We start from the raw sequence: 14,287 nt of genomic DNA on the forward strand, positions 1-14,287 counted from the left end.
GGCATGAGCAGCCACTCAAACCAACCTGTGGGAGCCCCGACCTCGGGGCGAAACGATTGCAGCCTGACTGCCTATTTCGGCGGTGCCTGAGCGAATCGCCGCGAGGTCGCGGCTCCTACAGTGGATCGAATAACGGCCGCTACCGCCACTTTTCAGCCATCACAGTCGTAAGGTGAGCGATGCTTTATCCGTCCACCAATCCAACGCTCACCGCGCAGAATGAAAAAGGGGCTGGCACATAACGCGCCAGCCCCTTTTTTGCAGCTTGCCAGTTACAGCGCGCCAAACACCTTCTTGGCCAGGCTGGTGGCCGCCGCGGCCGGGTTTTCGCGAATGCTGGCTTCCTGCTTGGCGATCATGTCGAACAGGCCGTCGAGGGCCTGTTCGGTCACGTAGCTTTCGATATTGGCGCTCTTGGCGTCGAGCACGCCGAAGGTCGCCGCCTGGCCGGCGAAGCTGTTGTACTGCTTGGCGAGGCCGACCTGGTCGGTGGCCTGCTTGACGATGGGCAGGAACTTGGCGCGAATCTGCTCGCGGCTGCTCTTGTTCAGGTACTGGGTGGCCGAGTCCTGCGGGCCTGCGAGGATGCTCTTGGCGTCCTGCACGGTCATCTTCTTCACGGCGTCGACCAGCAGCGCCTGGGCCTGGGGCACGGCGGCCTCCGCGGCCTTGTTCATGCTGGTTTCGAGCTGCTCGACCTGGGCGCCCATGCCCATCATCTTCATGGTCTTGGCGGCTTTGCCGAGCTTACCCGGCAGTTCGATGCGCACTTCGGGGTTGTTGCTGAAACCGCCGGGCTTGCCGAGCTGCTGCACGGCCACCTTGGCGCCCTGGGTGAGGGCGTCCTTGAGGCCGCCGCTGGCGTCCTGCTGGCTGAGGTCGGAAAGCGACAGGGCGAACACGTTGGCGGACAGCAGCAGGCCGGCGACGAGAACGGGGATGCGAAGCATGGCGGTAACCTTCGAGCGGTGGAGATAAGCAGCGAGCTTAGCAGGCTGGCGAGGGGCGCGGCGAAGGTTGAGGAAAAGCATGGGCGGGGAGAGCGCGGCACGCCCGTTGCGGGCGTGCCGGTTCGGCGTTAGCGGACTTCCAGGGCGGTGAGGCTTTCCAGGGTCAGGGCGCCGACGGCCAGGCCGTTGGCGGTCTGGAATTCGGTCAGCGCGTCGAGGGTGCGCTTGCCGAGCTTGCCGTCGACGCTGCCTGGGTTGAAGCCGCGCTTGACCAGGCTCTGCTGCAGGCGCGTGACCAGGTCGTCGTTGATGTCCGGATCGCAGATCGTCTGCCGGGAAACGATGCGTGCGTTGCCTTCGAAGCGGGTGACCTGCAGCTGGCGTTTTTCTTCCGGCAGGATGATCTGGTTGGCTTCGACCGGGCGCACCATTTCGGTGGAGGCGACCTTGGTGTATTCCGGATCCAGGGTGACTTCCACGGCCTGGGCCGGCTTGTCGACGATCCAGCGGGTCACGCTCTTGTACTGGGCCGGGTCGGTTTCAACTCGCACGGTTTCCGGCGAGACCAGCTTCTTGACCTTGACCACTTCCTGCTTGGCCGGCACCTGGCGGGCGCAGAACGACATGGCGCCGGTGCCGCTCGAGTAACGGGTGCCGGCGGCGCGGCACTGGTCGAGCACGGTCTTGGCTTCTTCGAGGGTCACGGTTTCCTTGACGTCCTCGTAGATCGCCGGTACCACGATGTAGCGCTTCACTTCCGGGCGAATCTTCACCTGCTCGGAAACCACGCGGTAGGTCGGCGGCTCGATGCGGTAGGTCTTGGTGCCTTCACGGGTGACCACTTGCTTGAAGCCCTTCTCGAGCTCGGCAGGGGTGACGGTGATCTTGTTGACCGAATCCTTGACCACCACTTCCTGGGTGCTCTGCACCGGGCGTGGGCGAACCTGGGCGTGTACCCAGCACTGGCCTGGTTGGATTTCGTATTCCTGGGGCTCGCGGGCCACCGACGCAGCGGCAGGTGCCTGGGCCTGGGCGCTCGGCGGCGCGGCAGCGGCTGGCTGTGCTGTCGGTTGAGCGGCGGCGGGTGCGGTTTGCGCCGCGACTGGAGCCGGTTGCGCCGGCTTTTCTTCGTTATTGGTCGATGCGGACGGTTGCATGGCGCAACCGGAAACCACGATCGCCAGTGATCCTAGAATGGTGTGATAACGCACGAAAATCCCTGCCCTAAGTGGCCCCAACGACGCATCTTAGGGGCTGTGGCGGCAAAGCTCAATAACGCCCGGCGCACTCGTCGAGCACGCCGGGCTTTCAGAGCCCGTCGAGCAGCTCCTCGCTGCGATCCATGGTCACCTGGCGGATGGACAGGCGAATCTCGGCCGGCAGCACACGCTTGGCGGCGCCTTCGGCCAGTTCGGCGAACGCCGGGGGATGGCTGAGCTTGCCGGCTTCATCTGCGCGCAGTACGCCCTGGTCGAGCAATGTCTGGATGAAGTGACGGAACAGGCTCTTGTCGAAGAACTCCGGTGCATTGAGCCCGTGCAGGATCGACAGGCGCTGGGCCATGACCGTGCACAGGTCTTCCAGCTCCTCGGCACTGATCGCGTTCTGACCGGCATTGAGCAGCAGGGCGCTGGCCATGTAGAAACGCTGCAGGGTCTGAGCGATGGCGCGCGACAGCAGGGTCAGCAGCACGAAGTTGCGCGAGCTGGGCGCCGGGCGCACGTACAGGTCGTTCTCGCGTTTGAGCAGGCCCTGCTCGACGAAGGCGTCGAGCCACTGGTCGACGACTTCGTCGAGCTCCTCGTCGGCCCAGCGGATGTACAGCTCGGATTGCAGGTAGGGGTACAGCGCGTGGACGAAGCGCAGGATCTGCTCGCGGCTCATCCGCCCGCTGCTCTGGAAGAAGCTGGCGATCAGCCCGGGCAGGGCGAAGATGTGCAGCACGTTGTTGCGATAGTAGGTCATCAGCACCGCGTTCTGCTCATCCAGATAGAGGATGCGCCCCAGGGCATCCTTCTGTTCGGAGAGCAGTTCCATGCTGCGCACGTGCTCGATCAGCGCCAGGCCGTCGCCTTCCGGCACCGTGGTGTGCGGCGAATAGGGCACGCGGCGCAGCAGGCTCTGGTACAGGTCGAGGATGCGCACCAGGGCGCGTTCGTCCAGGGCCAGCTTGCTGGTGGAGAGCAGCGCCAGGGCCACCAGGTTGACCGGGTTGATCGCCGCCGCCTCGTTGAGGCGCTGGGCCACCCGCTCGCCAAGGCGGTTGGTGGTTTCGTTGAGCCACGCCGGGCGGAAGTCCGGGCCCAGTTCCTGGGCGCGCCAGTCGGGCTGTTGGGCATCGAGAAAGGCGTCGAGCTTGATCGGTTCGCCGAAGTTGACCCACACGTGGCCGAAGCGCTGCTTGAGCGCGCCGATGACCTTGAAGATGTCGAAGATCGACTCCTTCTTCTTGCTTGCCCCGCGCAGCTCGCCCAGGTAGGTGCGGCCTTCCAGCACGCGCTCGTAGCCGATGTACACCGGCACGAACACCACTGGCAGGCGATGGCTCTGCAGGTAGCTGCGCAGGGTGATGGCGAGCATGCCGGTTTTCGGCCGCAGCATGCGCCCGGTGCGCGAGCGACCGCCTTCGACGAAGTACTCCACCGGGTAGCCCTTGCGAATCAGGGTGTGCAGGTATTCGTTGAACACGGCGGTGTACAGCGGGTTGCCCTTGAAGGTGCGGCGCATGAAAAAGGCGCCGCCACGGCGCAGCAGGCCGCCGATGATCGGCATGTTGAGGTTGATGCCGGCGGCGATGTGCGGCGGCGTCAAGCCGTTGCGAAACAGCAGGTAGGACAGCAGCAGGTAGTCGATGTGGCTGCGGTGGCAGGGCACGTAGATCACCTCGTGGCCCTGGGCGATGTCCTGCACGCCTTCGATGTGGTTGACCTTGATGCCGTCGTAGATCTTGTTCCAGAACCACGACAGGATCAGTTCGAGAAAACGGATCGCCGTGTAGGTGTAATCCGAGGCGATCTCGTTGCCGTAGCGCAGCGCCAGGGCCTCGGCCTTGTCGACGGAAATGTTCTCGCGGCTGGCTTCCTCGGCGATCGCCTGACGCACCTGCGGGCCGTGCACCAGGCCTTTGACCAGGTTGCGCCGGTGCGACACGTCCGGGCCGATGACCGCGGCCTTCTGGTTGCGAAAATGTACCCGCAGGATGCGATGCACCATGCGCAGGGTACGTTCCTGGCCCTTGTTCTGCTCGATCAGGTCGCGCAGCTGGATGGGCGTGGAAAACTGCACGCGGGTGGTGCGGCCCAGGATCAGGATGCTCACCAGCCGGCGCAGCCGACCGGTGACCGCCCAGCTATCGGCGAACAGCAGTTTCCAGGCGCTGGTTTCGCGGTTCGGCGATTGCCCCCAGAACACGCTGACCGGAATGATCTGCGCCTGCTCGGCGGCGTGTTCGCCGAGGGCGGCGACTATGCGCTGCAAGGTCGGCGAAATGCCGCGCTTGTCCTGGCGGCCGAGCCAGTCGGGCTCCGGCGTCAGATAGAAGAACGCCGCCGGTTCGATCAGGTCGCCCACCGCCACGGGCAGCACCGGGCGCGGCAGATTGGCCTTGGTGCATTCGTGATCGAGCACCGCCAGGTCGCTCACCGAAGGTTGCTGCAGCACGTAGAACACCGGCTTGCTGCGGTCGAGCTTGAGGGTGAAGGCCGACTGGTTGATGGTTTCCGAGCGCACCCACAGGTACAGCAGGCGGCGCAGGGTACCGAAGGCAAGGCGGCGAAGCGGGGAGCGGGTCATACGAAATCTGGCTGCGACGACGAGCCGGAGCTCGGGGCCGCTAGTGTGCCGGATCGCCGCCCTGTCGGCAAAATCTTGTAAAAGTTACCGTTTCGTTGCGAAAAGCGCGGTTGCGGGGCGCTCACTCGTTGGCGTGCTCGTCCTTTACCGCGTTGATGAAGGCCTGCATGGCCGACGACTGAATGCGGTGCCTGCGGGTGATCAGGCCATAGGGTGGCAGGCGTGGCTCGAAGGTGATCGGCAGGATCTTGAGCAAGTGGCGGGCCGGGTAGTCATTGATCACCGATACCGGAGTCACGCCGATCATGTCGGTCTGCTGCAACAGCGACAGCAGGGTCATGATCGAGGTGGTTTCGACGATGCTGCTGGGAATGTCGACCCGCGCGTTGTGAAACGCCTGGTTGATGATGGTGCGCATCGGGCTGGGGTGTTGCTGCAGCACCCAGGTCAGGTCCTGCAACTCGTGCCAGGTCAGCTTGCTGGCGCCAGCCATGGGGTGCTGGGCGCCGGCCACCACGCACAGCGTTTCCTCGCCAAGGCTGTCGAACGACAGGTCGTCGGCCCGCGCACCATCGGGAATCCGCCCCAGCACCACGTCCAGCTGATCCTGTTGCAGGGCCTGCACCAGCACGTCGCTGGTGTCGACCTGGATGCTCATCGACAGCCGCGGGTGGCTCTGCTTGAGGGTGGCGATGGTGCGCGTCAGCAGGCCCGAGGCCAGGGCCGGAATGGCGCCGATGGTGACCCGGCCGAGGTTGCCCGACTCCAGCGCGGCGAATTCCTCGCGCATGCCCGACAGCTCGGCGAAGATCATCTTCGCGTAGTAGATCGCCGTTTCACCGAACGCCGTTGCGCGCATGCCGCGCGGCAGGCGCTCGAACAGCTCGACGCCAAGCAGGCTCTCCGCCTCGTGAAGCATCTTGGTCGCCGCCGGCTGAGTCATGCCGATCTCCTCGGCGGCCCGGCGCAGCGAGCCGAATTCCTGCAGGGCCAGCATCAGGCGCAACTGCCGTAAACGCAGGCGGCTGTGGATGATGCTGGCGTCAGGAATGCGGGACATGGCGCGGCTCGTGGCAGGGGAATTGGCCAAGGGTGACAAGAAATCGCGACGCTCGCCAGTCATCAGCGAGCGCCCCGTAGCCGTGGCCAGGAACAGCCCGGCCTGCTGGCGATTACGAGACATGACGCGCCTGCCCCTGGCGTGCGCCGAACAGTGCCTTGAGGCCGCGGGCCAGCAGCGGCCAGAACAGCATCAACAGCGCCGCGGTGGTCAGGCTGCCGACCAGCGGGTTGGACCAGAAGATCGACAGTTGCCCGTCGGAGAACAGCATCGACTGGCGGAACGCGTCCTCGGCCTTGTCGCCCAGCACCGCAGCGAGGATCAGCGGGGCGATGGGGTAGCCGAGCTTCTTGAACAGGTAACCCAGGGCACCGAAGATCAGCATCAGGCCAACGTCGAACATCGAGTTGTGCACCGAGTAGGCGCCGATCGAGCAGACCATGATGATGATCGGCGCGATGATCGAGAACGGAATGCGCAGGATCGAGGCGAACAGCGGCACCGTGGCCAGCACCACGATCAGGCTCACCACGTTGCCCAGGTACATGCTGGCGATCAGGCCCCAGACGAAGTCGTGCTGCTCGACGAACAGCGTCGGCCCCGGGTGCAGACCCCAGATCATCAGGCCGCCGAGCATCACCGCGGCGGTCGCCGAGCCGGGAATACCGAGGGTCAGCATTGGCAGCAGGGCGCTGGTGCCGGCGCTGTGGTCGGCAGTTTCCGGGGCGATCACGCCTTCCACTTCGCCCTTGCCGAAGTTGTCGCGGTTCTTCGAAAAGCGCCGCGCCAGGCTGTAGCTCATGAACGAGGCAGCAGTCGGCCCGCCGGGCGTCACACCCATCCAGCAACCGACCAGGGCGCTGCGCAGCCAGGTCAGCCAGTAGCGCGGCAGCTTGGCCCAGGTGCGCAGGATGGTCATCGGTGTGATGCGTGCGCGTTCGCCACGAAACACCAGGCCTTCCTCGACGGTGCAGAGAATCTCGCCGATACCGAACAACCCGATCACCGCCACCTCGAAGCTCAGGCCCGAGAGCAGCCAGGGCTGGTCGTAGGTCAGGCGCAGTTCGCCGGACACGGTGTCCATGCCGACGGCGGCCATGGCGAAGCCGATCATCATTGCTACCACGGTCTTCAGCGGCGGGTTCTTGCTCATGCCGATGAAGGTGCAGAACGCCAGCAGGTAGACGGCGAAGAACTCCGGCGAGCTGAATTCCATGGCGAACTCGGCGATGCGCGTCGACAGGAAGGTCAGCAGCAGCACGCCGACCAGCGCACCGAGCAGCGCCGAGGTGAAGGCTGCGGTCAGGGCTTCGCCGGCCTGGCCGTTGCGGGCCATGGGGTAACCGTCGAAGGTGGTCGCCACCGACGAGGGTTCGCCGGGAATGTTGAACAGGATTGAGGTGATCGAGCCACCGAACAGCGCGCCCCAGTACATGCAAGAGAGCAGGATGATCGCCGACACCGGTTCCATGGTGAAGGTCAGCGGCAGCAGCAGCGCCACGCCGTTGGGGGCGCCGAGGCCAGGCAACACTCCGACGAGAATGCCGAGCAGCACGCCGATGACCATCAGGCCGATGTGGTGCGGGGTCAGGATCAGCGCCATGCCCTGCATCAGGGAGTCGATTTCGCTCATCGCAATGCCCCTCCGGCAACGGCCACCAGGTCGCCGAGCACGCCGCTGTCCAGCGGCACCTTGAACCACAGCGCGAATATCAGGTAACTGGCCAGCGCCGCCCCGCAGGAAATCACCGCCACGGTGGCAATGCCGTAGGGTTTGCTGCGCTGGCGATCACGCCACATGAACCAGGCGATGAACACCGCCGAGGCCAGGTAGATGCCGGTGAAGGGCATGGCGATCACGTACAGGACGATCGGTACGAACACCGCCAGCACCTGGCCGAACGCCTTGCGGCTGACGAATGCGGCGCTCATCGCCGGCGTGCGCAACAGCGCCAGGATCAGGTTGCCGACGCTGGCAGCGCTCATCAGCAGACCGATGTAGAAGGGAAAGTAACCGGCCTCGGGGCCGGCGTCGCCCCAGCCGATGCCGATCTCGATGGCGCCGAACATGACGATGCCGCCCAGGGCAGCGGTGAACAGCGCCAGGCCGATCTCCACCCAGCGGGTGGCGACCAGCGGCGTATCCGTGGTGTTGGACATGGGTATTTTCTCCTGTGTGCAGGGCCGTCCGGCGGCCGCATGGCACGCCGGACACGAAGCGCGAGGGTTATTCGCGCAGCCAGCCGGCCTGCTTGAACACAGGGGTCACGCGCTCACGATCCTTTTCGATGTAGCTCACCAGCTCATCACCGGAAAGGAAGGTCGGCGCCAGGGCCGAGCGCTCCACGTAGGCCTTGAACTCCGGCGTCTGGCTGACCTTGCGCATCAGCTCGACGTAGAACGCGCGCTGCTCGTCGGTGACGCCGCCAGGCAGGAACACGGTGCGCGGGAAACGGTACTGGTCGATGCCCAGGCCCTGCTCCTTGCAGGTCGGCACGTCGGCCCAGGACTGGGTCTCGGTGACTTTCTGGGTGTAGCCCATGCGCGCCTGGCTGAATACGCACAGCGGCACCACCTGGCCACCGCGCCACTGGCTGACGCTTTCGGCCGGGTTGTTGAAGTTGGCGGCGATGTGCTTGCCGGCCAGTTGCGTGGACGCCTCGCTGCCGCTCTTGAAGGGGATGTAGGTGATCTTGGCGCCCGCCTGCTGGCCGAGCAGCAGCGACAGGGTCTGGTCGACGTCCTTGGACTGGCTGCCGCCGATACGCATCTTGGCGGCATTCTTGGTCAGGTCGGCCTTGAACGCGGCGGCATCCTTCCAGGGCGAACCCTGGTAGGTCCAGAGAATGAAGTCATCCTCGGCCACCGCCGCGACCGGCGTCAGGTCCGTCCACTGGTAACCCAGCTTGGCCACCAGTGGCAGCAGGTAGATGTTGTTGGTGCCGATCACCAGCTTGCTGGCATCGCCCTCGGCGAGCTTCATCTCCAGAAAGGCTTCGGCGCCGTTGCCGCCGCCCTTGTTGAGCACCACGGTGTTGACGTCGAGCAGCTTGTGCTGGGTGATCGCCGACTGGATCACCCGGCCGAGCTGGTCGGTGCCGCCGCCGGGGCCGCCGGCCACCACGATCTCCACGTTCTTTTCGGGTTTCCAGTCCGCCAAAGCTGCCAGGGGCGCGGTGCAGAGCAGGGCGGCGAGCAGGGCCGGAACATGACGCGTACGGGGGCTGTACATGGGGCTACCTCATTGTTGTCGTTCTTGTGGGTTGCCTGGAGTGTGCGAAGGGTGTCGATAAGCGTCTACTCAAAAGAACTGATACTCCGATAGCCTCAGGTTATGCCTGGCGTCCCTGTGCAGCGATAACTCCAGGCTATGTCCGTATGAGAAGCTTTGATTAGACGGTTATCGTTGGCCGGGCAGATAGTTCGCTCAACCGGGCCGACCGCTCGTCGCCCGCTACTACAAAAACAACAACACAGAGGTACTCCCCATGGCTCAGGCTCAACCTGTCGCCCTGCAGGTGCGCACCCCCTCGGCCGGTGTTCAGGCTGGCAAACCCTCCCGGGTGCGCTGGCGCATCTTCGCCATCATCTTCGCGCTCACGGTAATCAACCTGATCGACCGGGTTTCCCTGTCCATCGCCATGCCGGTCATCGCCGATGAATTCAGCCTTAGCCCGAGCATGCAGGGGCTGATCCTCAGCAGCTTCTTCTGGGCCTACGCCCTGTTGCAGATCCCCGGCGGCTGGCTGATCGACCGCTACGGCCCGCGCCGCGTGATCGGCTGGTCGACCGGCCTGTGGGGCACTTTTCAAACCATTGCCGCATTCGCCACTGGCGGCCTGTCGCTGATGTTCGCCCGCGTGGCCCTGGGCGCTGCCGAAGCGCCGCTGTTTCCGGCCGGCGGCAAGCTCAATTCGTTGTGGCTGGGCAGCGGCGAGCGTAGCCGCGGCGCGGTGTTGATGGATTGTGGCGGGCCGCTGGGCGTGGCCCTCGGCGGGCTGATCATCGCCTACCTGATCGCCGTGCTGGGCTCTTGGCGTACCGCGTTCTTCATCGCCGGTATCGCCACGCTCGCCATGGCCTGGCTGGCCTGGCACTACCTGCGCGATAACCCCGCTGATCACCCGGACGTCAACGACGCCGAGCTGGCAGCGATCAACGAAGGCCGCACGGTAACCATGGCCGAAGCAGCCAAACAGACCGTGCGCGGCCTGGGCATTGCCCGCCGCTCGCTGACCGGCATCCTACTCGGCCGCGCCAGCTGGGCCATGGTGTTCTTTGGTCTGCTGACCTGGGGGCCGAGCTACCTGGCCCAGGCCCGCGGCTTCGATATCAAGGGCATCGGCGCCGCCACCTTCGTGATCTTCCTGTGCGGCGCGGCCGGCTCGCTGACCGGCGGCTTCCTGTGCGACCGGCTGATCGCCAAGGGCGTGCGCCGTGGCCTGGCGGCCAAGAGCTTGCTGAGCCTCTCCGGGCTGGTGGCGCTGGTCGCCTTCCTGCTGCTGCCGAGCCTGAACGATCCGTACCTGGCAGTGGGCCTGTTGTCGCTGACCGCGTTCTTCCTGATGTGGGGCAGCCTGTACTGGAGCTTCCCGGCGCTGCTGGCGTCGCCGGCGCGGGTCGGGCTGATCGGCGGGGTGATGAACATGGCCGGCAGCCTCGGCGGCATCGCCGTACCGATTCTGGTCGGCCTGTTGCTGCAGCATGCCGGCGGCTACGCCGCGGTGCTGGGCTTCTTCGCGCTGTGCTCGGGGCTGTTCATCGCTGGCACGCTGCTGATCTCCCTCGACAAGGCCGAGGTGACCCATGGCTGATCTGTACGACGGGCCGATCATCGACGCCCATCACCATTTCTGGGACCCGCTGCGCAACCATCACCCCTGGCTGTCGGGCGAGGAGAACATCCCGTTTCGTTATGGCGACTACAGCGCCATCAAACGGCCCTACTACCCGGACGACTACCTAGCCGATGCCGGTGAGCACCGGGTGGTGGCCACGGTTTACGTGGAAACCGAGTGGGACCCGCGTGACCCGATTGGCGAGACCCGCTTCATTCATGAGGTCGCCGCTCGCTATGGTGCGCCCAATGCCGTGGTCGCCCAGGCCTGGCTGGATGCCCCGGATGCCGCCGCGCTGCTGGCGGCCCAGGCCCGCTTCGAGCGGGTACGCAGCGTGCGCCACAAGCCCGGCGGCCCGGCCTCGCCGGATGAAGTCGGCCGCTCACGCACGTTGATGAGCGATGACGCATGGCGCTGCGGTTATGCCGAGCTGGCGCGCCACGGCCTGCACTTCGATCTGCAGACGCCCTGGTGGAACCTGCCCGAAGCCATCGCGCTGGCCGGCGATTTTCCCGGCATCCAGCTGATTCTCAACCACGCCGGCCTGCCGTCGGATCGCAGCGAGCAGGGCCTGGCCGGCTGGCACGCGGCGATGGCGAAGCTGGCCGAATGCGCGAACGTGGCGGTGAAGGTGTCCGGCATCGGCCTACCGGGCCGGCGCTGGTGCGTCGAAGACAACGCCTGGATCGTGGGCGAAACCATCGCCATGTTCGGCGCCGAGCGGGTGATGTTCGCCAGCAACTTCCCGGTCGACAGCCTGTGCGGCTCGTTCGACGACATCTACGGCGGCTTCAAGCGCATCGTCGCCGATCTGCCGCGCCATCAGCAGCAACTGCTTTTCCACGACAACGCTCGGCGCCTGTATCGCACCGTGCCCGATGTCATTCGCATCCCGGACGCATCTTCTGACCTGAGGACAACCGCATGAGCAACCCGACTCTTCCCCGCCTGGCCATGGTGCTGGGTGACCCCGCCGGCATCGGCCCCGAGCTGATCGCCCGCCTGCTCGCCGAGCCAGAAGTGCGTCGCAAGGCTCAGGTGCTGCTGATCGCCGATGAAGCCGAAGTGCGCCGTGGCATGGACATCGCCGGCCAGTCGTTCCCGTACCGCCTCATCGACTCGACCGACAACCTGACCTTCACCGACGACACGCCGCTGCTGCTGCCGTTTCGCGGCCGCGCCGAAGGCGCTTTCCCGCGCAGCGAAGCCAGCGTGATCGGTGGCCAGTACAGCCTCGACACCCTCGAGCAGGCCCTGCGCCTGACCGCTGACGGCACGACCGACGCCATTCTGTTCGGCCCGCTCAACAAGACCTCGCTGCACATGGCCGGCATGGGCCACAGCGACGAGCTGCACTGGTTCGCCGAGTACCTGGGCTTCGATGGCCCGTTCTGCGAATTCAACGTGCTCGACAACCTGTGGACCTCGCGGGTGACCTCCCACGTCGCATTGGCCGACGTGCCGGGCATGCTCAGCCAGGATCGAGTGATCGAGGCGATCCGCCTGATCGACACCGCACTCAAGCGCAATGGCCTGGAAAAGCCACGTATCGGCGTCTGCGGCCTCAACCCGCACAACGGCGACAACGGTAGTTTCGGCCGCGAGGAACTGGACATCATCGGACCTGCGGTAGAGCGCGCCCGTGAGCAGGGCATCGACGCCATCGGCCCGTACCCGGGCGACACCATCTTCCTCAAGGTGCAGGGCGACAGCCAGGCCTTCGATGCGGTGGTGACCATGTACCACGACCAGGGCCAGATCGCGATCAAGCTGATGGGTTTCTCCCGCGGCGTAACGGTGCAGGGCGGCCTTCCGATCCCCATCACCACGCCGGCCCACGGCACCGCGTTCGACATAGCCGGGCAAGGCAAGGCCAACGTCGGCGCCACCCGCCAGGCCTTCGAGATCGCCTGTCGGATGGGGGGGCGGCAACGGGGCTGACCAAGCGTTTTGCGCAAGGCTCGATGTGGTTAGGTCTACGGGTAGCGCGATGGGTTCTTCTGGCGCAATGCCCAGGATTTCTATCGGATCGAGCCGGAAGGCAGCTAGTAATGAATCGGTAAGGCCGATTCGGGAATGTCCCTGAGAAAGCAGGATGAGCGTGAGCGGTAGCGGCGATATTGTAAAAGTGTGATTCGCTTCCGTTGAACGGTATTTGATGGCCAGGTGCCACGTGTTTTAATCCGCCACCTCGAACGACCTACCTTTTTTCAGGGATGACCCTATGTTCTTCCGCAATGGACCTGCGGCGGTATGCCTCTGCCTGTCCGCCCTGTCGCTGGCCGTGTCCGCGCAGACGCCCCCCATCGATCTGCCCGCCAACCGCCAAACGCCGCTGACCCAGGATCTGATCCGCGACCGTCAGGAGCGCCTGCTCGACGAGCAGCAGCAGCGCCTGCAGGAATTGCAGCAGTTGCCGGGCAAACGTGCCGAGCCGACGGCGCCGGCGGCAGCCGAGGACGAGCGCTGCTTCGCCATCGAGCAGATCGAGATCAGCGGTGCCAGCCTGTTGTCCGAGGCTGACCGCGCGACCATTCTCACCCCGTTCGCCGACAGCTGCCTGGGCGTCAGCCAGCTCAACGAGCTGCTCAAGGCGATCACCAACCATTACGTCGATCGCGGCTACGTGACCACTCGGGCCTACCTGCCGCAGCAGGATCTGTCGGCCCGCACCCTGAAAATCACCGTGGTCGAAGGTCGGCTCGAAGGCCTCGACAGCTCCGCGTTGGCCAGTGACCGCGAATTGGCCATGAGCTTTCCAGGCGAGGCGGGCGAGATTCTCAACCTGCGTGAGTTGGAGCAACTGGTCGACAACCTCAACCGCTTGCCGTCGCGCCCAGCCCAGCTCGAACTGGTGCCGGGGGAGCAGGTGGGCGGCAGCCGCGTAGGCCTTAAAGGCGAGCGCAGCAAGCCGTGGCACGCCAACATTAATCGTCATAACGATGGCCAGCGCAGCACCGGCGAGCAGCAATGGGGCCTGGGCTTGACCTGGGACAGCCCGCTCGGCCTGGCCGATCAACTGAGCCTGCGTGCCAGCCGCGATGCGGTCAGTGACAGCTACCGCCATTCCCATGCCCAGAGTCTGTCCTATAGCATCCCTTATGGCTGGTGGCGCGTGGACTACAGCTACAGCCAGAGCTACTACCGCACCCTGGGCCAGAGCAACGGCTTTCCTTTCGAGACCGATGGCGACAGCCAGCAGCATGCCCTGCGTGCCGAGCGCGTGCTGCACCGTGACAGCGTCAGCAAGACCGCCTTCAACACCGGCCTGAGCCATATCCGCACCAACAACTTCATCCTTGGCAACCGCATGGACCTGTCCAGCAACCGCTTGAGCGAATGGCAACTGGGCTTCAACCATGGCCGGCGCATCGGCACGGCCTTCGTCAACGCCGACATCGGCTGGCAGCGCGGCATTGGCGCCTTCGATTCTCAGGGCAACGGCGATCCCCGCGGTGATCAGCCCGTGGCGCGCTACAACAAATACAGCCTGACCCTCAGCTACCTGCAGCCCTTCAGCCTGTGGGGCGAGCGTTTCAGTTTCGACAGCCTGGCCACCGGCCAGAAGAGCGAAGACGTGCTGTTCAGCTCCCAGCGCCTCAGCGTCGGCGGGCTCAACTCGGTGCGCGGCTTCAAGGATCAGAGCC

11 protein-coding genes are annotated in these 14,287 nt (G+C 65.2%); 4 read left to right on the forward strand and 7 right to left on the reverse strand.

Annotated elements, in window-relative coordinates; all coding sequences use genetic code 11:
- Positions 1-272: 272 nt before the first annotated feature.
- The 7 genes from BVH06_RS21435 to BVH06_RS21465 form a co-directional block, all read right to left on the reverse strand.
- Positions 273-950, reverse strand: a complete 678-nt coding sequence (locus BVH06_RS21435; RefSeq protein ID WP_075931398.1) for a DUF4197 domain-containing protein — start codon at positions 948-950, stop codon at positions 273-275.
- A 128-nt stretch (positions 951-1,078) separates the two neighbouring features.
- Entirely contained in the window at positions 1,079-2,107 is a 1,029-nt protein-coding gene (locus BVH06_RS21440) for a peptidoglycan-binding protein (RefSeq protein WP_075931397.1), read from the reverse strand.
- Between the two features lie 151 nt (positions 2,108-2,258).
- Positions 2,259-4,742, reverse strand: a complete 2,484-nt coding sequence (plsB, locus tag BVH06_RS21445) for a glycerol-3-phosphate 1-O-acyltransferase PlsB (RefSeq protein WP_075931396.1) — start codon at positions 4,740-4,742, stop codon at positions 2,259-2,261.
- A gap of 121 nt (positions 4,743-4,863) precedes the next feature.
- On the reverse strand, positions 4,864-5,802 hold the full coding sequence (locus BVH06_RS21450) for a LysR family transcriptional regulator (protein ID WP_075931500.1): 939 nt from the start codon (positions 5,800-5,802) through the stop codon (positions 4,864-4,866).
- 112 nt (positions 5,803-5,914) lie between these two features.
- Positions 5,915-7,435, reverse strand: coding sequence for a tripartite tricarboxylate transporter permease (locus BVH06_RS21455; RefSeq protein ID WP_075931395.1), 1,521 nt, complete (start codon positions 7,433-7,435; stop codon positions 5,915-5,917).
- The gene (locus tag BVH06_RS21460; protein WP_075935418.1) at positions 7,432-7,962 is read right to left on the reverse strand and encodes a tripartite tricarboxylate transporter TctB family protein; all 531 of its coding nucleotides are present in this window, start codon (positions 7,960-7,962) and stop codon (positions 7,432-7,434) included. Before BVH06_RS21460 ends, BVH06_RS21455 begins: the two co-directional genes overlap by 4 nt.
- A gap of 67 nt (positions 7,963-8,029) precedes the next feature.
- Positions 8,030-9,034 carry a tripartite tricarboxylate transporter substrate binding protein gene (locus BVH06_RS21465; protein WP_075935419.1) on the reverse strand — a complete coding sequence of 335 codons (1,005 nt, stop codon included), beginning with the start codon at positions 9,032-9,034 and terminating at the stop codon, positions 8,030-8,032.
- A 256-nt stretch (positions 9,035-9,290) separates the two neighbouring features.
- Between BVH06_RS21465 and BVH06_RS21470 the strand changes: the two genes are divergently transcribed.
- The 4 genes from BVH06_RS21470 to BVH06_RS21485 all read left to right on the forward strand — a co-directional run.
- The gene (locus BVH06_RS21470) at positions 9,291-10,616 is read left to right on the forward strand and encodes an MFS transporter (RefSeq protein ID WP_075935420.1); all 1,326 of its coding nucleotides are present in this window, start codon (positions 9,291-9,293) and stop codon (positions 10,614-10,616) included.
- Complete coding sequence (locus BVH06_RS21475; RefSeq protein WP_075935421.1) at positions 10,609-11,568, forward strand: amidohydrolase; 960 nt, start codon at positions 10,609-10,611, stop codon at positions 11,566-11,568. Before BVH06_RS21470 ends, BVH06_RS21475 begins: the two co-directional genes overlap by 8 nt.
- A complete protein-coding gene (locus tag BVH06_RS21480) occupies positions 11,565-12,581 on the forward strand; it encodes a 4-hydroxythreonine-4-phosphate dehydrogenase PdxA (RefSeq protein WP_075935422.1) in 1,017 nt (338 codons plus the stop codon). Before BVH06_RS21475 ends, BVH06_RS21480 begins: the two co-directional genes overlap by 4 nt.
- A gap of 283 nt (positions 12,582-12,864) precedes the next feature.
- Positions 12,865-14,287 (forward strand): ShlB/FhaC/HecB family hemolysin secretion/activation protein (locus BVH06_RS21485; RefSeq protein WP_083652150.1); only part of this gene is annotated, 1,423 nt, incomplete at its 3' end.

This window comes from Pseudomonas sp. PA27(2017) (assembly GCF_001945445.1).
Classification (GTDB): domain Bacteria; phylum Pseudomonadota; class Gammaproteobacteria; order Pseudomonadales; family Pseudomonadaceae; genus Aquipseudomonas.

Coding starts and splice junctions, on each gene's coding strand:
- BVH06_RS21435 (WP_075931398.1), bottom strand. CDS start 950: ATGCTTCGCATCCCCGTTCTCGTCGCCGGCCTGCTGCTGTCCGCCAAC.
- BVH06_RS21440 (WP_075931397.1), bottom strand. CDS start 2,107: ATGCAACCGTCCGCATCGACCAATAACGAAGAAAAGCCGGCGCAACCG.
- plsB (WP_075931396.1), bottom strand. CDS start 4,742: ATGACCCGCTCCCCGCTTCGCCGCCTTGCCTTCGGTACCCTGCGCCGC.
- BVH06_RS21450 (WP_075931500.1), bottom strand. CDS start 5,802: ATGTCCCGCATTCCTGACGCCAGCATCATCCACAGCCGCCTGCGTTTA.
- BVH06_RS21455 (WP_075931395.1), bottom strand. CDS start 7,435: ATGAGCGAAATCGACTCCCTGATGCAGGGCATGGCGCTGATCCTGACC.
- BVH06_RS21460 (WP_075935418.1), bottom strand. CDS start 7,962: ATGTCCAACACCACGGATACGCCGCTGGTCGCCACCCGCTGGGTGGAG.
- BVH06_RS21465 (WP_075935419.1), bottom strand. CDS start 9,034: ATGTACAGCCCCCGTACGCGTCATGTTCCGGCCCTGCTCGCCGCCCTG.
- BVH06_RS21470 (WP_075935420.1), top strand. CDS start 9,291: ATGGCTCAGGCTCAACCTGTCGCCCTGCAGGTGCGCACCCCCTCGGCC.
- BVH06_RS21475 (WP_075935421.1), top strand. CDS start 10,609: ATGGCTGATCTGTACGACGGGCCGATCATCGACGCCCATCACCATTTC.
- BVH06_RS21480 (WP_075935422.1), top strand. CDS start 11,565: ATGAGCAACCCGACTCTTCCCCGCCTGGCCATGGTGCTGGGTGACCCC.